Genomic DNA, 19817 nt, shown 5'->3' on the forward strand with positions numbered 1-19817 from the left:
TCACTTCGCCTCAACCATGGCAGAGGCCTGGCCGCCGCGCTTTCTGGCCGGACGGCGCGCCCAGAGGCGCAGCACGCTGCGGCGCACACGGTCCAGCAGCACATAGACCACGGGCGTGGTGTAGAGCGTGAGCAACTGGCTCAGCAGCAGGCCACCCACGATCGCAATGCCCAGGGGCTGGCGCAGCTCGGCACCGTCGCCCCGGCCCAGGGCCAGGGGCAGCGCGCCGAACAAGGCCGCCATGGTGGTCATCAGAATGGGGCGCAGGCGCAGATGGCAGGCCCGATAGATGGCCTGGGCCGCCGTGGCATGGCCGCCTTTCTCGCGCTCCAGCGCAAAGTCGATCATCATGATGGCGTTCTTCTTGACCAGTCCGATCAGCAGGATCACGCCGATGAAGGCGATCAGCGAGAACTCGGTCTTGAACCACATCAGCGCCAGCAGCGCGCCCACGCCGGCCGAGGGCAGCGTGGACAGAATCGTCAGCGGATGGACCAGGTTCTCGTAGAGGATGCCCAGCACCAGATAGATGGTGATGATGGCCGCGAGGATCAGCAGGGGCTGGCCCGCCAGCGCCTGCTGGAAGGCACCGGCCGAGCCACTGAAGCTGCCGCGGATGGACACCGGAACGCCCAGCTCCAGCATGGCATTGCGGATCGCATCATTGGCCTGCGACAGCGAGACATTGGGCGCCAGGTTGTAGCTCACGGTGCTGGCCGGCGTGCCGCTCTGGTGCTGCACGGACAGTGGCGTGGTCGAGGTGGTGATCCTGGCAAAGGCCGTCAGCGGAATCTGCTGGCCCGCGCTGTTGACGAAGAAGAAGCCACGCAGCGTCTCCGGGCTCTGCAGATACTGGGACGAGGCCGTCATCACCACGCGGTACTGGTTGAGCGGGTTGTAGATCACGCCCACCTGGCGCTGACCGAAGGCGTCGTTGAGCGTGTTGTCGATCTGCGCCACCGTCAGGCCCAGGCGCGTGGCCTGGTCACGGTCTATGACCAGCTTGGTCTGCATGCCGTTGTCCTGCACGTCGCTGTTGACATCGGTCAGCTCCGGCAGGGTGGACAGCACCTGGCGGATGCGCGGCTCCCACAGGCGCAGCTCGGCCGTATCGTCGGCCTGCAGCGTGTACTGATAGGAGGACATGCTCTGGCGCCCACCGATGCGCACATCGCTCTGGGTCATCATGAACAGCCGCGCACCCGGTTCATCCTTGAGCTTTTCACGCAGGCGGTTGATGACCTCGTCGCTGGACACCTTGCGCTCGGCCATGGGCTTGAGCGACATGAACATATTGGCCGAATTGGCCTGGCCGCCGCCGGTAAAGCCGGTCACATACTCCACGGCCGGGTCCTGCTGCACCACATCGAGAAAACGCTTGATGCGGCGCTCCATGGCCTGAAAGGACGTGGACTGGTCGGCACGGATGAAGCCCATGACACGGCCTGTGTCCTCGCTGGGCATGAAGCCCTTGTCTATGGTCTGGTAGAGATGGATGTTGAGGCCGATGACCGCCACCAGACTGAGCAGCACCACGGGCTGGTGGCGCAGACCCCAGGCCAGGGTGTGACGATACAGCGCCGTCACTCGCAGCTCGAAGCGATCCATGGCCAGCGAGACGCGCAACCAGAGCGCATCCCAGCGGCGCGTGAACGGGCGCCGGGCACGCTCGGCGCGGCGGCGCTCCTCCTCTGCCGGTGTGCGCAGCAGAGCCGCGCACATCATGGGCGTGGTGGTCAGCGAGATGATCATGGAGACCAGAATCGCCGCCGACATGACCACGGCAAATTCACGAAAGAACCGCCCCACGATGCCGGCCATGAACAGAATGGGCACGAACACCGCAATCAGAGACAGGCTCATGGAGACAACGGTGAAACCGATCTCGCGCGCGCCCTCGATGGCCGCCTGCATCGCGGACTTTCCACGCTCCATGTGGCGCATCACGTTCTCCAGCACCACGATGGCATCGTCCACCACAAAGCCTGCGGCCACCGTCAGCGCCATCAGCGAGAGGTTGTCCAGCGTATAGCCGCACAGGTACATGACGCCGAAGGTCCCCATCAGCGAGGCAGGCACGGCCACGGCCGGAATCAGCGTGGCGCGCAGCCGGCGCAGAAAGACGAACACCACCATGATGACCAGCGCTATCGAGATCAGCAGCGCGTTCTGCACCTCCTTGACCGAGGCGCGCAGCGTGGGCGTGCGGTCCGAGATCACCGTGACATCGATGGCCGGATTGATGGAGGCCCTGAGCTGGGGCAGCATGGCGCGCACCTTGTCCACGGCCTGCAGGATGTTGGCGTCGGGCTGCTTGAACACCTGCAGCAGCACGGCGGGCTTGCCGTTCATCACGCCGTAGTTGCGTATGTCCTGCACGGAGTCGGTGACATCGGCCACATCGGACAAGCGCACGGCATTGCCGTTGTTCCAGCGCAGCACCAGCGGCGCGTATTCGGCGGCGGTGCGGGCCTGGTCGTTGGTCGCCACCTGCCAGTAGTGGTCTTCGCGCTCTACTGCTCCCAGGGGGCGGTTGGCATTGGTGGAGGTGATGGCCGTGCGCACCGCATCCAGCGATACGCCGTTGGCGGCCAGCCGCACCGGGTCCAGCTCCACGCGCACGGCCGGCAGCGCGCCGCCGTTGATCGATGCCTGACCCACGCCCTCCACCTGGGCCAGCTTCTGCGCCAGCACCGTGGAGGCCGCGTCATACATCTGGCCGCGCGTGAGGGATTCGGACGTCAGCGCCAGAATCATGATGGGCGCGTCGGCCGGGTTGACCTTGCGATAGGTCGGGTTGCCCGGCATGCCCGAAGGCAGCAGCGTGCGCGCCGCATTGATGGCGGCCTGCACATCATGGGCCGCGCTGTCCACCGTGCGCGTCAGATCGAACTGCAGCGTGATGCGCGTGCTGCCCATGCTGGAGCTGGAGGTCATCTCGTTGACGCCGGCAATCGCGCCCAGGGCGCGCTCCAGCGGCGTGGCCACGGTGGCCGCCATGGTGTCCGGCGCCGCGCCTGGCAGGCTGGCGGTCACCGATATCGTCGGATAGTCCACCTGCGGCAGCGGCGCCACAGGCAGCTGGAAATAGGCCACGCCGCCCACCAGGGCCATGCCGATGGTCAGCAGCAGGGTCGCAATGGGCCGGAAGATGAAGGGCGTGGAGATGCTCATGGACGCGCCCCGTCCCGGCCGCCGTCCCCGCCCTCGCCCATGACTTCGGCCTCGGAGTGCAGCACATGCTTGACGGCCGGCAGGCCGCGCCTGGTTCGCCAGCCCTCGGCCCAGCTTTCAAAGGTCAGATAGATCACCGGCGTGGTGAACAGCGTCAGCAGCTGGCTCAGCAGCAGACCGCCCACCAGGGTCACGCCCAGGGGCTGGCGCAGCTCGCTGCCCACGCCGGTTCCCAGCATCATGGGCAGCGCGCTCAGCAAGGCCGCCAGCGTGGTCATGAGAATCGGGCGAAAGCGCAGCAGACAGGCCTGGTAGATCGCGTCGCGCGCATTCATGCCTTCCTCGCGCTGGGCGTCCAGCGCGAAGTCGATCATCATGATGGCATTCTTCTTGACGATGCCTATCAGCAAGATGATGCCGATGATGGCGATGATGTCCAGATCAAGCCCCGCCACCAGCAAGGCCAGCAGCGCCCCCACGCCCGCCGACGGCAGGGTGGAGAGAATCGTGATCGGGTGAATCGTGCTCTCGTAGAGCACGCCCAGCACGATGTACATGGTGATGATGGCGGCCAGCACCAGCAGCAGGGTATTGGAGAGCGAGGCCTGGAAAGCCAGCGCCGCGCCCTGGAACTGCGTGTCCACCGAGAGCGGGATCTGCCCTTCGTCGCGCAGCTGGGCGATGATGGCCTGGGCCGCCTCCACCGCATGGCCCAGCGAGACGCCGGAGGCGGTATTGAAGGAGATCGTGGCCGCGGGCAGCTGCCCGACATGGTTGACGGCCAGCGCCATCGGGCGCTCGCTCACCGTGGCAATCGAGGACAACGGCACCGGCGCACCGTTGCTCGATGCGGCATAGATGTTCTGCAGGGCCTCGGGCCCGATCTTGAACTGCGGCGCCACCTCCAGCACCACGCGGTACTGGTTGGACTGCGTGAAGATAGTCGAGATCAGACGCTGGCCAAAAGCGTTATAGAGCGCCGAGTCCACCGACGAGACCGTCACGCCCAGGCGGCTGGCCTGGGCCCGGTCGATCTGCACATAGGCCTGACGGCCCTGGCTCTGCAGATCGCTGCTCACATCGAGCAGTTGAGGCAGTTGCTGCAGACGCTCGACCAACATCCTGGTGCTGGCCGTGAGCTGGTTCATGTCCGGCGAGGAGAGCAGCAGTTGGTACTGGGTGCGGGCCTGGCGATCCTCTATGGTCAGGTCCTGCACGGGCTGGGCATAGAGGCGGATGCCGGGCACGGCGCGGGAATCCTCGGCCAAGCGGTTGAGCACCACGGGCAGACGGTCGCGCTGGGCATGGGGCTTGAGGTCGATCTGGATGCGGCCGGTATTGAGCGTGGTGTTGGTGCCATCCACACCGATAAACGAGGAGATGGATGCCACGGCCGGGTCCTTGAGCAAATGCTCGGCCAGCGCCTGCTGGCGCTCGGCCATGGCGGCAAAGGAGATGGACTGGTCGGCCTCGGTGGTCGCGGCAATCGTGCCCGTATCCTGTTCAGGGAAAAATCCCTTGGGCACGACGAAATACAGCAGCACCGTGACCACCAGCGTGGCGATGAACACCAGCCAGGTCAGCTTGCTGTGATCCAGCACCCAGGTCAGCATGCGGCCGTATTCGGCAATCACCTTGTCGAAAGAGCGCGCCACCGCAGCGCTGAAGCCCTTGGACTGCGCCCGGTTCTTCTCGCCCTCGGGCTGGTGGCGCAGCAGGCGCGCGCACAGCATGGGGGTGAGCGTGAGCGAAACCACGGCCGAGATCAGGATCGCCACCGTCATGGTGATGGCGAATTCGTGGAACAGACGGCCCACCACATCTCCCATGAACAGCAGCGGAATCAGCACCGCGACCAGGGAGATGGTCAGCGAGATGATGGTGAAGCCGATCTGCTTGGCACCCTTGAGCGCGGCCTGCATGGGCGGCTCGCCCTTTTCCACATAGCGGGCGATGTTCTCGATCATCACGATGGCATCGTCCACCACAAAGCCCGTGGCAATGGTCAGGGCCATCAGCGTGAGGTTGTTGATGGAAAAGCCCGCCAGATACATGACGCCGAAAGTGCCTACCAGCGACAGCGGCACCGCTACGCTGGGAATCAGCGTGGCCGATGCACTGCGCAGGAACAGGAAGATCACCATCACCACCAGGGCGACGGCCAGGGCCAGCTCGAACTGCATGTCCTTGACCGAGGCCCGAATGGTCACGGTGCGGTCGGTCAGCACTTGCACGTCAATGGAGGCCGGCAGGGTCTCCTTGAGCTGGGGCAGCAGGTTCTTGATGGCATCGACCGTTTCGATCACATTCGCGCCGGGCTGGCGGCGAATATTGAGGATCACGGCCGACTTGGAGCCGGTCTCGGGCGTGCCCGACCAGGCGGCCAGACGCGTGTTCTCGGCGTCGTCCACGGTCTGCGCCACATCGGACAGGCGCACGGGGTTGCCGTTCTTGAAGGCGATGATCAGGTTGCGGTACTCGGCCGCCGACTGCATCTGGTCGTTGGCATCGATGGTCGATGCGCGGTTGGGGCCATCAAAGCTGCCCTTGGCGGTCTTGACGTTGGCCGCAGAGATGGCGGTGCGCACATCATCCAGCGTCATGCCGAAGCTGGCCAGCGCTGCGGGGTTGGCCTGGATGCGCACGGCCGGGCGGCGCGCACCGGCAATGGCCACCAGGCCCACACCCTTGACCTGGGAGAGCTTGGGCGCAAGGCGGTTCTCCACCAGATCGTTGATCTTGATGACGGGCAGCGAAGGCGAGCTGATGGCCAGCGTCAGCACCGGCGCATCGGCCGGGTTGACCTTGCTGTAGAGCGGGGGCATGGGCAGGTCGCTGGGCAGCAGATTGGTGCCCGCGTTGATCGCGGCCTGTACCTGCTGCTCGGCCACGTCCATGGACATATCGAGCGCAAAGCGCAGGCTGATGACCGATGCGCCGCCCGAACTGGTCGAGGACATCTGGTCCAGGCCCGGCATCTGGCCGAACTGGCGCTCCAGCGGTGCCGTGACGTTGGAGGTCATCACATCGGGGCTGGCACCGGGGTAGAGCGTGGTGACCTGTATGGTGGGGTAGTCCACCTCGGGCAGGGCCGAGATGGGCAGCAGGCGGTAGGCAAGAATGCCCGAGATCAGCACCGCCACCATCAGCAAGCTGGTGGCGATGGGCCGAAGAATGAAGAGGCGCGAGAGATTCATGATGGCCGCAGGCTCTGACTATGCTCAGCGACCCGTGCCACCGGCTGCCGTACCGGTCTGGCCATTGGCTTCGCGCTCAGCGCGCAGCTTCTGGAAGAAAGCGCGGCGCTCTTCGGGCGACAGGGCCTCCAGCTTGGCGCGCTGCTCGGGAGTCAGCTGGGGGCGCTCACCCCGACCCTCGGATCTTTCCGTGCGAGCCTCGCCGCCTTCACCACGCTCGGCGCCGGCCTGAGGCCTGGCCTCGTTCGCAGCCGCAGGCTTGGCCTCCGGCTTGGCTTCTGCCTTGGGGTCCGGCTTGGAGGGACTGCCCTGCGCCTCGCGCGGCTGATCGCCACGGGCGTCCGCGCCGCGAGGTCCCTGGCCTGGGCCCGCATTGCCGCCATTGGCACCACGCTCGGCGCGCAGCTTCTGGAAGAACTCCTTGCGTTCCTCGGGCGTCATCTTGGAGACTTTTTCACGCTGCTCGGGACTGAGGTTGCGCATCATGCCGCGCGGCTGGTTGGCTGCATCCTGCACGGCCTGGTCGACCTTCTTGACCTTTTCGGAGTCCACCACCGTCACCTGCGCGCCTTCGCGCAGGCGGTCGATGCCGTCGGTCACCACCTTGTCGCCGGGCTCCAGCTCGCCGCGCACGCTGACATAGTCACCGTCCGTCACCCCCACGGTGATCTTGCGCTGGGTGACCGTGTTGTCGGGCTTGACCAGATAGACAAAGTTGTTCTGCACCGCATTCGCGGGCACGACCAGTGCCTGATCGATCTGGCGCAGCTGCAGCTTGACGTTGACGAACTGATTCGCGAACAGTTTGCGCTCGGCGTTGTCAAACGAGGCCTTGGCCTTGACCGTGCCCGTGGTCGTGTCGATGGTGTTGTCCAGCGCATTGAGCTGGCCCTTGGCCAGCATCTGCTTTTGCTCGCGATCCCAGAGCTCTACGGGCATGAGCTTGCCCTCGCGCAGTTGCTGGGCCAGCGTCCCGACATGGGCTTCGGGGATGGAGAAAACGGCATCGATGGGGCGAATCTGGGAGATTGTCACCAGTCCGTTGGTATCGGAAGGGTTGACCACGTTGCCGAGGTCGGCCTGGCGCAGGCCGAGGCGGCCCGAGATGGGAGCCGTGATCCTGGTATAGCTCAGCTGCAGCTTGGCCGCATCGACCTGGCCCTGGTCGGCCGCCACCGTGCCCTGCAGCTGGCGCACCAGCGCGGCCTGGGTATCGACCTGCTGGCGGGCAATCGAGTCCTGGGCCTGCAGCTCCTTGTAGCGCTGCAGATCGAGCTGCGCATTCTTGAGCTGGGCCTGGTCGCGTGCCAGAGAGCCCTGCACCTGCGCCAGCGAAGCCGCAAAGCTGCGCGGGTCGATCTCGGCCAGCAACTGACCTGCCTTGACCTCGTCCCCCTCCTTGAAGTGCAGCTTGAGCAGCTCGCCCGAGACCTTGGCGCGCACCACGGCCGTGGCGCGTGCATTCATCGTACCGATGGCGCTGACGAGCACGCGCATGTCGCGCTGCTCCACCAGGCCTACGCTCACAGGCTGAGCCTGGCTCACGCCGCCGGGGCCGCCCGGCCCTGCGCGACCATTGCGCCCTGCACGAGCACCGGGCCCGCCTGCTCCTTGCTTAGGAGCTGCAGACGCAGACGTATCGCCGCTTGCACCCTGTTTTTGCGCATACCACCAATAGCCACCGCCAGCGGCTGCCAGGGCGAGCACCACACTGGCAAGCAAGACGGGCCGGACCTTGCCCTGCTGTAAAGAATGACGATTGGGGTGCAATTTGGATGAGCTGGACATGGTTGAGCGCAGGAATTTCGAGCCTGAATTGGCGCCAATGGTATCCAGTTGCAATCAAACCCCGGGTCAGGCAGCGCCGGCTTTGCCAGCATTTACCCCCGCTTTACCTTGGGTTTACCTGCTGAAGTTCCGTATTCGGAGACTTAAACAGTGCTGACTTTCATAGCAGCAATGACGGCTTTTTCAGGCCTCATGCTTGGCGGCTGACACTGCCCCTTGCTGCGTCCGCCATGCGGCGCAGGGAATCCGGCTCCAAGGAGAAACCCATATGACCACCGAACGCCTGACCAATCACCCCGAAGAAGCCGCCGTGCGCGTGCCGCTGGAGCTGTATATGCGCGGCCATGCCGAAGACAATGCCGAGCACATGCGCGCAGCCTTCATGCCCACGGCCCGGCTGGAGTCCGTGCGCGAAGGCCCGCTGACCTCCTGGGACCTGGACTTCTACTGCCAGCGCTTCAAGAACACGCCCGCTGCCGACGAAGCCACGCGTCGCCGCGTCATCGACTCCCTTGACATCGTGGGCACGGCCGCCATGGCCAAGGTCACGCTCTACCACGGTGCCGTGACCTTCACCGACTACTTTGTGCTGCTCAAGACCGAGCAGGGCTGGAAGATTGCCAACAAGGCTTTCCACGCCCAGCCTCAGTAAGGTTTGGCCACCTGCACCAAGCCCCTGGCCTCAGGCTCAGGGGCTTTTTTTATTCATGCGCTGGTCAACGAGTCAGCAGCCAGAGCGCGCCCAGCACGATGACAGCCCCCAGGCCCCAGGCCCAGACGGGGATGCCGGACGATTCGCGCGGCGGCGCCGAGGGTGTGGCGTCCAGCGGGGCGTAGCTGGTGGAGGCCGCGTCGTGTTCCCAGGAGCGTGTATCCGGCTCCTCCGTACCGCCTTCGTCTTCGGGTTGCTCGCTCGGGTAGCGCTGCTGCATCAAGGCCTCGAAGCGCGCAAAGAAGTCCTCGGCCATGCTCTTGGCCGCACCGTCGATCAGGCGCTGGCCCAGCTGGGCAATCTTGCCGCCGACCTGGGCCTGCACCTCGTACTGCAGCTCGCAATGCCCTGCATCGATGGGCGTCAGATCCACCTTGGCCTGGCCCTTGCCAAAGCCGGCCACACCGCCCTGCCCTTCAAAGGCAATCGTGTAGCTCTTGGGCGGCTGCACGTCCGACAGCGTGACCCGGCCGTTGAACTTGGCCGATACCGGACCGATCTTCACGGACATGATCACCGCATAGGAGCCATCGCCCGCATCCTCAAACTTCTCGCAGCCGGCCAGGCATTGCTGCAAGGTTTGCGGATCGTTGAGCGCCTCCCAGGCCTGCTGCTGGCTCACGGCAAGAGGACGGCTGGCATGCATTTCCATGGTGTTCTCCTTTTCAATCTCGGTGTGGCAGTTGCAGCAGCTTCGCCAGATGGGCAGCCAGTTGCTGCAACGACTGCAGGTTGTGCACGGCCAGCATGGCATGGCTGTGACGATGCAGTACCTGCGCGCCTTTGGCCAGCGGGGCATACCCGTCAAAACGCAACAAGGGGTTGAGCCAGACAATGCGCGCACTGTGCCGGGCCAGCCACTGCAGCTCCCGCTCCAGCAGCGCACTGTCGCCGGTATCCAACCCGTCGCTGACCAGCAGCACCAGGGTACGCCGCCCCACCAGATGGCGCGCCCCCTGTCGGCGCAGCTGTGCCAGGCACTCTCCCAGGCAGGTACCGCCGCCGAAATCGTCGATGTCGTGATTGAGCTGGGCCAGCATGGCATCGGGGTCGCTGTAGGCAAAAGCCCGGTTCAGCTCCTGCAGGCCGGTTCCCATGCTGTAGACATGGCGGCGCAGCTGCGGATAGCGCCGGGGGCTGGTGGCCTGGTGCAGAAATGCCAGCAGCAGACGCACATAGCGCTCCATGGAGCCCGAGACATCGACCAGCGCCAGCCAGGGCATGGGCAGCCGCTTGCGCCTGCGCCATTTGAGACTAGCCAGCTCGCCGCCCGTGGCCGCCGCTGCCTTCAGACTGGCGGGCCAGTGCACGCGCAGTCCCGAGGCGCGCAGCTCGCTTCTGCGACTGCGATAGCTAGGCAGCGGCAAGCGGATATCGCGCGCCAGCTGCTGCACCAGGCGGTACTCGCTGGCACTGAGCTGGTTGAAATCCGCATGCTGCAGCCTGTGTCGGTCGCTGGCCGACATGGCAGCATCCAGCGTCAACTCCTCGCTCGCGGTCTTTTGCTGTGCGGCGCGAATCGCCGACAAGGCCTCCTGCACACGCGGCCTGTGACGCGGCCTGGCAGCCTCCGGCGCGCCCGGCAGCAACTGGCTTAGAAGCTGCTGCGCCACCTCGGGATTGCAAAAGTAGGCCGCAAATAGCTCGCGAAAGACCGCCAGATCCTGTTCACGCGAAACCAGCACAGCCTCCAGCGCGGCGGCCACGTCCTCGCGGTTCATGCCCACCAGCATCAGGCCTTGCTGGGCCAGCGCCAGGCGCTCGGCATCCACCGCCAGCCCCGCGCGGCGCAGGGCTCGGCCAAACCCCAGCAGATTGACGGGCAGCTTGCCGCTGCGCGCATCGCCCCACCAGCTCACGCTTGCGGAACGGGCTGGCGCCTGCGCCTGCAGCTCAGGCTGTGGCATCGGGCTCCAGCAATTGCTGCAGACGCTCTGGCGTGAGCGCGGCCACGTCCTCACGCTGCTTGAACAGAATGCCCGCCGTCTCGTGCACCAGCTCGGGGTCTATGACCAGGGTGTCGAGCGCCACCAGCGCCTTGGCCCACTCCACGCTTTCGGCAATGCCGGGCGTGCGCTCGAAGGCATCGGCAAACGGGCGGCTGCGCAGCCGGTCCACAAAGCGCGCGATCTGCTCGGTCAAGGCCGCTGCGGCCTCAGGCACCTTGGACTGGACAATGGCCAGCTCGCGCTCGCGCTCGGGATAGTCCAGCCAGTGATAGAGACAGCGGCGCTTGACCGCGTCATGCAGATCACGCGTGCGATTGCTGGTAAGAATGGTGACCGGCGGCAGTTGGGCCCTGATGACCCCGAGCTCGGGAATGCTGACCTGGTACTCTCCCAGATACTCGAGCAAAAAGGCCTCGAAAGGCTCGTCGGCCCGGTCCACCTCGTCAATCAGCAGCACCGCGCCGGGCGCGGGCGCCTGCAGGGCCTGCAGCAAAGGCCGGCGCACCAGATAGCGCGGCTGATAGACCTCCTGCTCGACAGCTTCCAGTTCCGCCGCACCACGCAGCTCGGCCGCGCGCAGATGCAGCAGCTGCGCCGCGTAATTCCACTCATACAGCGCTTCACGCTGCTCCAGGCCGTCATAGCACTGCAGCCGGATCAGCTGCCGCGCCAGCACCTGGGACAGCGCCTGAGCCAGCGAGGTCTTGCCAACGCCCGGCTCGCCCTCCAGCAGCAGGGGCCGCTGAAGCCTGAGCGCCAGAAACACGGCCGTAGCCAGACGCCGGTCCGCGAAATAGCCGACCTCCTTCAAGGCGGCCAGCAGCCCATCCACCGACTCCAAAGCGCTGTTCACATCAGTATTCATAGCTGCCTGCGCTTTATCCATATAGGCTAGAGCCACTTTCCTTCAAATTCAGTACAAAACAAAACCAAGCCAGGGCGCTCTGCAAGAACGAGACAGCAAGCAAGGGCCGCCCCGCAGCGAGGCTGTTGCCCCCTCCCGCGAAGCGAGAGAGGGGAAAGCTGCCAAGCCACTCAGACTGAGAGCAGTTGATCCACCGCCCGCTGCGTCAGGACGCTGATCAGCTGCGCCCGGTAGCGCGCACTCGCGTGCAGATCGCTGTTGAGCTCGCTGTCGTCGATAGGCACTGCAGCCGCCGAAGCGGCCGTGAGACTCTGGTTGAGCGCCGCTTCCAGGCCTGCGTGGCGGAAGACCGATAGTCCCGCGCCGGTCACGGCCACATGCACGCCCTGCCCCGTCTGCGCCACAAACACGCCCACAAGCGCAAAGCGCGAAGCGGGCTGCTTGAACTTGATATAGGCGGCCCTTCTGGGCACCGGAAAGCGCACGGCCTTGATCAGCTCGCCCTCTTCCAGTGCCGTGGTGTACATGCCCTGGAAGAAGTCGTCTGCCGCTATCTCGCGCCGCTGGGTGAGCACGGTGGCGCCCAGACCCAGCACCGCACTGGGATAGCATGCCGCGGGGTCGTTGTTGGCCAGCGAGCCGCCCATCGTGCCTCGCGCGCGCACCTGCCGATCGCCAATGCCGCCCGCCAACTCGGCCAGCGCGGGAATGGCGTGCTGCACCTCGCGGCTGGCGGCGACATCGGCATGACGGGTCATGGCGCCGATCTCGACCTGATCACCGCTGACGCGGATTCCCGCCAGACCATCGACCTGGTTGAGGTCCACAATCGCGCCGGGCTGAGCCAGGCGCAGCTTCATGGAAGGAATCAGGCTCTGGCCGCCGGCCAGAAACTGCCCGCTGGCAGCGCTCACCTCATCCAGCGTCCGGGGATTGGAGTAACTGAAGGCATACATATGTGTTGTCCTCTCTTCCTCTCAGTCAGGTGTGTGCAGGCCACAGTCAGGGGCGTGCAGCATCGATGGCTTCCCACACGCGGTGCGGACTGGCAGGCATGTCCAGATCCTTGACGCCCAGGGAATGCAGAGCATCGAGCACGGCATTGATCACGGCTGGCGGCGAGCCTATGGCCCCGGCCTCGCCGCAGCCCTTGGTACCCAGCGGGTTATGGGTGCATGGCGTGCAGACCGTACCCAGCTTGAAGTCGGGCAGATCGTCGGCGCGGGGCATGGCGTAGTCCATGAAGCTGCCGGTCAGCAACTGACCCGAGTCACGGTCGTAGACGCAGTTTTCCAGCAGCGCCTGGCCTATGCCCTGGGCCAGTCCGCCATGGACCTGACCCTCCACGATCATGGGGTTGATGATGGTGCCGAAATCGTCCACGGCACTGAAGCGGTCGACACGCACCACGCCCGTGGCAGGGTCCACCTCGACCTCGCAGATATAGGTGCCGGCCGGGAAAGTGAAGTTGGTGGGGTCGTAGAAAGCGGTCTCGTCCAACCCCGGCTCCAGCTTGTCCAGCGGATAGTTGTGCGGCACATAGGCCGTCAGCGCAATCTGGGCGAACGGCAGCTTTCTGTCGGTGCCGCGTACCGTGAACTCGCCTCCCGCGAAGTCGATGTCGGCATCGCTGGCCTCCATCAGGTGGGCGGCAATCTTCTTGGCCTTGGCCTCGATCTTGTCCAGCGCCTTCATGATGGCCGCACCTCCGACGCTGATGGAGCGCGAGCCATAGGTACCCATGCCAAAGGGCACGCGGCCCGTATCGCCATGGACGATCTCCACATGCTCGACGGGAATGCCCAGTCGGGCCGCCACCACCTGGGCAAAAGTGGTCTCATGCCCCTGACCATGACTGTGCGAGCCCGTAAACACCGTCACGCTGCCCGTGGGATGGACGCGCACCTCGCCGCACTCGAACAGACCGGCACGAGCGCCTAGCGCCCCGGCAATATTGCTGGGAGCAAGGCCACAGGCCTCGATGTAGCTGCTGTAGCCCAGGCCGCGCTTGAGTCCTTTGGCCTCGCTGGCTGCGCGCCTGGTCGCAAAGCCCGCCACATCGGCCAGTTGCTCGGCCTGATCCATGCAGGCCTTGTAGTCGCCGGTGTCGTACTGCAGCGCCACTGGCGTCTGATAGGGAAAGCTGGTGATGAAGTTGCGGCGCCGGATCTCCGCCTGGGACAGATTCATCTCCCAGGCACAGCGGCTGACCAGGCGCTCAAGCAGATAAGTGGCCTCGGGGCGGCCTGCACCCCGGTAGGCATCCACGGGCGAAGTGTTGGTGAACCAGGCATCGACCTCGATATGGATTTGCGGCGTGGTGTACTGCCCCGCCAGCAGCGTTGCGTAAAGAATCGTCGGAACGGCGCTGGCAAAGGTGGACAGATAGGCGCCCAGGTTCGCATCGGTGTGCACGCGCATGGCGAGGAACTTGCCATCGGCGTCCATGGCCATCTCGGCATGGCTGACATGGTCGCGGCCATGCGCATCGGTCAGAAAGGACTCGCTGCGATCGGCCGTCCACTTGATATTGCGGTTGAGCTTCTTGGCCGCCCAGGTCAGGCAGACATCCTCGGCATACAGAAAGATCTTGGAGCCGAAGCCGCCGCCCACATCGGGAGCAATCACGCGCACCCTGCTCTCGGGCAGGCCCATGACGAAAGCCGTCATCAGCAGCCGCTCCACATGCGGGTTCTGGTTGGCCACGTACAGTGTGTACTCATCCATGGCGCGGTTGTAGCTGCCGATGGCCACGCGCGGCTCCATGGCATTGGGGATCAGCCGGTTGTTGACCAGATCCAGCCGCGTCACATGGGCCGCGCCCGCAAACACGGCATCCACGGCTGCCTTGTCGCCTATCGCCCACTGGTAGCAGCGGTTGTCGGGAGCGATATCGTGAACCACGGCGCCGGGCTTTTTGCCACCCGCCGCATCGGCCACGTTCACGACCGCAGGCAGCACCGCGTAATCGACCTCCACCAGCTCGGCCGCATCGCGTGCCTGCTGCAGGGTCTCGGCAACCACCATGGCCACCTGGTCGCCCACATAGCGCACGGTATCGAGGGCCAGGATCGGGTGCGGCGGCTCCTTCATGGGCTCGCCATTGGTGCTGGTGATCAGCCAGCCGCAGGGCAGGCCGTTGATGCCGGCGGCCGCCACATCGGCGCCCGTGAGCACGCCGACCACGCCTGGCGCCGCCTTGGCGGCATCCACGTTGACGCTGCGCAGCCTCGCGTGGGCATGGGGCGAGCGCACAAATACCGCATAGGCCTGCGCGCCCAGCGTGATGTCGTCCGTGTACTGGCCTGCGCCGGTCAGAAAGCGATCATCCTCGCGGCGCAGAACGGCTTCGCCGATATGCGGCAGCTTGGAAAAGTCAGATGCACCCATGGTGTGTCTCCTCTTCTAGTTGTGATGCGCGGCTCAGCTGGCGCTCATGCCGTCGCGACCCACTTTGACGGCAGCGACGATGTTCTGGTAGCCCGTGCAGCGGCAGATATTGCCTTCGAGCAGTTCGCGGATCTCGGCATCGGTGGCCTGAGGCTTCTGGCGGCACAGATCCACCGCACTCATCACCATGCCGGGCGTGCAGAAGCCGCACTGCAGGCCATGGCACTGCTTGAAGGCCGCCTGCATGGGATGCATGGTTCCATCGGCAGCGGCCATGCCCTCTATGGTCTGCACCTCTGCGCCCTGGGCCTGCACGGCCAGCATGGTGCAGGACTTGATGGCCTTGCCATTGACCAGCACCGTGCAGGCTCCGCACTGGCTGGTATCGCAGCCCACATGGGTGCCCGTCAGGCGCAGCTGTTCACGCAGCGCCTGCACCAGCAAGGTATTGGGGGGGACGTCAATGCTGGCCGCGCGGCCATTGACCGTGAACTGAACATTCATCGTGATGCCTCCTGCCTTTATCCGAAGAATTGGGTAACAAAGCACAACCGCACTCTCTATGGTGGGCAGTTACCGCCATGCAAGGCGCTAGGGTTGACCCCCAAGCCAGACGAAACACGCACAGATATTCTCAAAATGAAACACTGTCCGGAGTCCGCATGTCGCCCGCCAGCCCCGCCATTTCCGCGCAAGCCGCAGCGCATCCAGGTGCACGCCATTCCCTGCTTGCCCAGGCCAGGCAGCAGTTGCTGGCGATGGACTCATCCCATGCGCTGGCACCGTCTGGCCTGGCTCCCTGGCTCTGGCGCTCGTGGCAGCGCTGCGTGGCGCAGGGCCGTCATCCCGCGCAAAAAGTGGAGTTCGAGGCCCTCGGACCTCACGCGCTGCGCCACGCCCAGGACAAGCACCAGTTGCTGCTGCAGGCTGCACGCCCGGTCATGACGCAGCTGGTCGCGGCCGTGGGTGCCATGCGCTACTTCTGCCTGCTGACCGATGCCCAGGGACTGGCACTTGAAGTGCAAGGTCCCGTCGACCATAGCGATCTGCGTGCGCTGGCCGTAGGCCGTGTCGGCGTGGATCTGTCCGAGCGCGGCGTGGGCACCTCGGCCATAGGCGCGACACTGGCCGAACTCAGCCCGGTATGGCTGCACAGGCAGGAGCATTTCTTTGACGATCTGCGCGACTACAGTTGCGCAGGCGCTCCGGTATTCGGCCCTCAGGGCGAGTGTCTGGGCATGCTGGACATCACCGGCATTGATGTACCCGAGCGCCCCGAACTGCTGCTGCTGGCACTGCGCTGCGCACGCGCCATCGAAGATCGATTGCTGCGGGCCCTGCCTCATACCCTGCTGCTGCGCGTGAACTGGCCCGGCGGACCTCTGGGCCAGGAAGGCGAAGGCCTGATGGTATTTGATGCCGAAGGCCGATTGCTGGGCAGCAATACCGTGGCCAGGCAACTGGTGCCGCGTCCTCTGCAAGCCCCTGGGGGGGACTCGCTCATCCAGAGCCATGAGCTGCTGGCCCTGCCCTGGAGTCATCTGATCGAACATGCGCGCCAGCGGCCCGAGGCGCCACTGCAACTACCGCTGTGGTCCGGTCTGCGCCTGCTGGCACTGGCACAGGCCGGTCCCTTGCTGCGTGTCCCAGTCATGCAGGGTTCCGGCGCAGCCTGTCAGGCAACATCTGCCAATGCCATGACCACACCGCTGCGCACCAGCGAGTTGCTGCTGATTCAGCAGGCCATGCAGGAGGCTCACGGGAATGTAACCTTGGCAGCTCGCAACCTGGGATTGAGCCGGGCCACGCTCTATCGCCGGCTGGCCAGCAAATAAGAGGTCTTGAACCGGATCTGATGCAGTTTGGCTCTCTACGGATTTGCCCTAGTTTCAGCGCAAAAACGCCCTCCACGACAGCAGGCGCACACTAGCAAGCAAGCCCATGAAAAATACAAAATACCTCAATAAAACAATCATATAAGCTGCACCAGCCGTGCACTTTCAGCTATCGTACATATAGCAGGCACAACTGACGCTCGGACGCCACATTTGCGTGCGTATTTGTAAAAAACACCATACCTGCGTCCGTAGAATCTCCAGTTTGGTTCAAAAACTCAGATCGCCCTGAGGCTTACCAGCCCCAACAGCGCGACGCATACACAGCCTACTTTTTGGAGACACCATGCAGGCTTTACTCGCCCTGTCCAGGGCTATCGACAGGCTCAACGCCTTTGTCGGCAAATATTCCATCTGGCTGATATTTGCCGCCACCTTCATCAGCGCCGCCAACGCCATTGTTCGCAAGGCCTTTGACACCAGCTCCAATGCCTTTCTGGAAGTCCAGTGGTATCTGTTCGCATGGTCCTTTCTGATTGCTGCGGGCTACACCCTGCTGCATCGCGAGCATGTACGCATCGACGTGATCAACAGCCGTCTGTCCAAAAAGGCCCAGGTCTGGATCGACATCATCGGCTTTGCCTTCTTTCTCACCCCGCTATGCCTGACCATTCTGTGGCTGAGCATGCCGGTGGTAATTCAGATGTACCAGTCCGGCGAAATGTCGGGCAACCCCGGCGGGCTGATCCGCTGGCCCGTATGGACGGCGATTCCTGTGGGCATCACCTTGCTGCTGCTGCAGGGCATCTCCGAGCTGATCAAGCGCATTGCCTTCCTGACCGGCGACGGCCCCGACCCCATGGGCAAGCTCAGCGACAAGAGCGCCGAGGAAGAACTGGCCGAGGCCCTGCGTGCCGAAGCCGATCGCAAGCAGGCTGAGGCGCTGGCCGCCCAGGCCAAGGCATAACGGTAGCGGGAGACAATCGATGGAATTTATCGCTACCAACTACGCCCCCATCATGTTTGCGGGGCTGATCTGCTTTTTGCTGCTGGGATTTCCCGTAGCCTTCAGCCTGGGGGCTGCAGGCCTGGCCTTCGGCTTTCTGGGCATCGAACTGGGGGTCTTTCCCTCCTCCGTGATGGCCTGGCTGCCCCAGCGCCTGATCGGCATCATGGCCAACGACACCTTGCTGGCCGTTCCCTTTTTCACTTTGATGGGCCTGATTCTCGAACGCTCGGGCATGGCAGAGGACCTGCTTGACACTGTCGGCCAGGTGTTCGGTCCCATCCGCGGCGGTCTGGCTCTGGCCGTGATCTTTGTGGGTGCACTGCTGGCCGCCACCACCGGCGTGGTTGCTGCTTCGGTGATTTCCATGGGCCTGATCTCTCTGCCCATCATGCTGCGCTATGGCTATGATCGTCGTCTGTCATCGGGCGTGATTGCAGCGTCTGGCACGCTGGCACAGATCATTCCGCCCTCGCTGGTGCTGATTCTGATGGCCGACCAGTTGGGCAAGAGCGTGGGCGATATGTACAAGGGCGCCTTCATTCCCGGCTTCATGCTCATGGGTCTGTATGTTCTGTGGGTGGTGATTCTGGCCATCTTCAAGCCCAAGATGGTGCCTGCCCTGCCTGTGGAGGCACGTATCTACCGCGAAGCCAATGGCAACGGTGGCTATACCTCGCTGGCCGTGGTCATGGGCATCTCGACCATCGTGGCCATCTTCCTGGCCAATCACATGGCCGACCTTCACACCTGGTGGCAGGGCAAGGAAGTGCTGGATGTACCCACTGACGAGAAAATCGTCACCGCCATGTGCGGCGGCACATTCATCGCCTTTGTGATCGCCTCGCTCAACCGGGTTCTCAAGCTGGGCCTGCTGTCCAAGCTGGCCGAGCGCGTGACCTTTGTGCTGATCCCTCCGCTGCTGCTGATCTTCCTCGTGCTGGGCACCATCTTCCTGGGCATTGCGACTCCGACAGAAGGCGGCGCCATGGGAGCCATGGCCGCACTGATCATGGGTTTTGCCCGCCGACGCCTGAACATGGACCTGCTCAAGCAGGCCCTGGCCTCGACCACCAAGCTGGCTAGCTTCGTGATGTTCATCATGATCGGCGCAACCACCTTCAGCCTGGTGTTCCAGGCCGCCGACGGCCCCAAGTGGGTGGAACACCTGCTGACCAGCCTGCCCGGCGGCCAGGTGGGCTTCCTGATCGTGGTCAACATCATGATCTTCTTCCTGGCCTTCTTCCTGGACTACTTTGAACTCTCGTTCATCGTGGTGCCGCTGCTGGGACCCGTGGCCGAGAAGATGGGCATCGACCTGATCTGGTTCGGCGTGCTGCTGGCCGTGAACATGCAGACCTCGTTCATGCATCCGCCCTTCGGTTTTGCACTGTTCTTCCTTCGCTCGGTCGCTCCGGACAAGCAGTACGTCGACAAGGTCACGCATAAGGTCATCGAGCCCGTCACCACCATGCAGATCTACAAGGGTGCCGTGCCTTTTGTGCTGATTCAGCTGGTGATGGTGGGTGTGCTGATCGCCTTCCCCGGCATCGTGACCGGCGCGCTCGACAAACCGGTGGTCGTGGACATGAACAAGGTGGGCGACGAGATGCTCAACCAGCTCAACGATGCTGGCGGTGGCTATGGCGCAGACAACCCCTTCGGGGCCCCTGAGGGCGGCGAAGAAGGCTCTGCAGTGCCAGCGGCCCCTGCCGAAGGCAACCAGCCTGCCCCGGCCGCACCCGATGCAGGCGGCTATGGCTCGGATGATCCGGCCAAGGCCCTGCAGGACTCACTGAACGCAGCTCCTGCGAGCAAGTAAATCTTCGCCCCTCCGCTGATACAGCCCCGGCTCGCCAGAGCCGGGGCTTTTTCATTGGGCAGAGGTTGCCGAGTGATAG

13 protein-coding genes are annotated in these 19817 nt (G+C 64.3%); 4 read left to right on the forward strand and 9 right to left on the reverse strand.

Annotated features, from left to right (window positions below; translation table 11 throughout):
* The 3 genes from AAIL66_RS08880 to AAIL66_RS08890 are packed head-to-tail and all read right to left on the reverse strand — an operon-like array spanning position 1 to position 8159.
* The gene (locus tag AAIL66_RS08880; RefSeq protein WP_343496520.1) at positions 1–3174 is read right to left on the reverse strand and encodes an efflux RND transporter permease subunit; all 3174 of its coding nucleotides are present in this window, start codon (positions 3172–3174) and stop codon (positions 1–3) included.
* On the reverse strand, positions 3171–6371 hold the full coding sequence (locus AAIL66_RS08885) for an MdtB/MuxB family multidrug efflux RND transporter permease subunit (RefSeq protein ID WP_343496521.1): 3201 nt from the start codon (positions 6369–6371) through the stop codon (positions 3171–3173). The genes AAIL66_RS08880 and AAIL66_RS08885 overlap by 4 nt, the downstream gene beginning before the upstream one ends.
* 24 nt (positions 6372–6395) lie before the next feature.
* On the reverse strand, positions 6396–8159 hold the full coding sequence (locus AAIL66_RS08890; RefSeq protein ID WP_343496522.1) for an MdtA/MuxA family multidrug efflux RND transporter periplasmic adaptor subunit: 1764 nt from the start codon (positions 8157–8159) through the stop codon (positions 6396–6398).
* A 268-nt stretch (positions 8160–8427) separates the two neighbouring features.
* On the opposite strand from AAIL66_RS08890, the gene AAIL66_RS08895 reads away from it, so the two are divergent.
* Positions 8428–8811, forward strand: a complete 384-nt coding sequence (locus tag AAIL66_RS08895; RefSeq protein WP_003069196.1) for a nuclear transport factor 2 family protein — start codon at positions 8428–8430, stop codon at positions 8809–8811.
* A gap of 64 nt (positions 8812–8875) precedes the next feature.
* On the opposite strand, the gene AAIL66_RS08900 is transcribed toward AAIL66_RS08895, so the two are convergent.
* The 6 genes from AAIL66_RS08900 to AAIL66_RS08925 form a co-directional block, all read right to left on the reverse strand.
* Positions 8876–9523, reverse strand: a complete 648-nt coding sequence (locus AAIL66_RS08900; protein ID WP_034409473.1) for a carbon monoxide dehydrogenase subunit G — start codon at positions 9521–9523, stop codon at positions 8876–8878.
* Positions 9524–9536: 13 nt separating this feature from the next.
* Positions 9537–10778 (reverse strand): VWA domain-containing protein, encoded by a 1242-nt coding sequence (locus AAIL66_RS08905; RefSeq protein ID WP_253233331.1) that lies wholly within the window; start codon positions 10776–10778, stop codon positions 9537–9539.
* A complete protein-coding gene (locus tag AAIL66_RS08910; protein ID WP_253233330.1) occupies positions 10765–11685 on the reverse strand; it encodes a MoxR family ATPase in 921 nt (306 codons plus the stop codon). Before AAIL66_RS08910 ends, AAIL66_RS08905 begins: the two co-directional genes overlap by 14 nt.
* Positions 11686–11855: 170 nt before the next feature.
* Entirely contained in the window at positions 11856–12641 is a 786-nt protein-coding gene (locus AAIL66_RS08915) for a xanthine dehydrogenase family protein subunit M (protein ID WP_343496523.1), read from the reverse strand.
* 46 nt (positions 12642–12687) lie between these two features.
* Positions 12688–15075: a xanthine dehydrogenase family protein molybdopterin-binding subunit gene (locus AAIL66_RS08920; protein ID WP_343496524.1), complete on the reverse strand. Its 2388-nt coding sequence runs from the start codon at positions 15073–15075 to the stop codon at positions 12688–12690.
* Positions 15076–15108: 33 nt separating this feature from the next.
* On the reverse strand, positions 15109–15579 hold the full coding sequence (locus AAIL66_RS08925) for a (2Fe-2S)-binding protein (RefSeq protein ID WP_034352836.1): 471 nt from the start codon (positions 15577–15579) through the stop codon (positions 15109–15111).
* Between the two features lie 158 nt (positions 15580–15737).
* Between AAIL66_RS08925 and AAIL66_RS08930 the strand changes: the two genes are divergently transcribed.
* The 3 genes from AAIL66_RS08930 (at position 15738) to AAIL66_RS08940 (ending at position 19738) form a co-directional block, all read left to right on the forward strand.
* Positions 15738–16910: a helix-turn-helix domain-containing protein gene (locus AAIL66_RS08930; RefSeq protein WP_343496525.1), complete on the forward strand. Its 1173-nt coding sequence runs from the start codon at positions 15738–15740 to the stop codon at positions 16908–16910.
* A 346-nt stretch (positions 16911–17256) separates the two neighbouring features.
* Positions 17257–17877 carry a TRAP transporter small permease subunit gene (locus AAIL66_RS08935; protein ID WP_003069181.1) on the forward strand — a complete coding sequence of 207 codons (621 nt, stop codon included), beginning with the start codon at positions 17257–17259 and terminating at the stop codon, positions 17875–17877.
* A 19-nt stretch (positions 17878–17896) separates the two neighbouring features.
* A complete protein-coding gene (locus AAIL66_RS08940) occupies positions 17897–19738 on the forward strand; it encodes a TRAP transporter large permease subunit (RefSeq protein ID WP_045839907.1) in 1842 nt (613 codons plus the stop codon).
* The last annotated feature ends 79 nt before the right edge of the window (positions 19739–19817 follow it).

This window comes from Comamonas sp. F1-6 (assembly GCF_039581415.1).
In the GTDB taxonomy this organism is placed as follows: domain Bacteria; phylum Pseudomonadota; class Gammaproteobacteria; order Burkholderiales; family Burkholderiaceae_C; genus Comamonas; species Comamonas thiooxydans.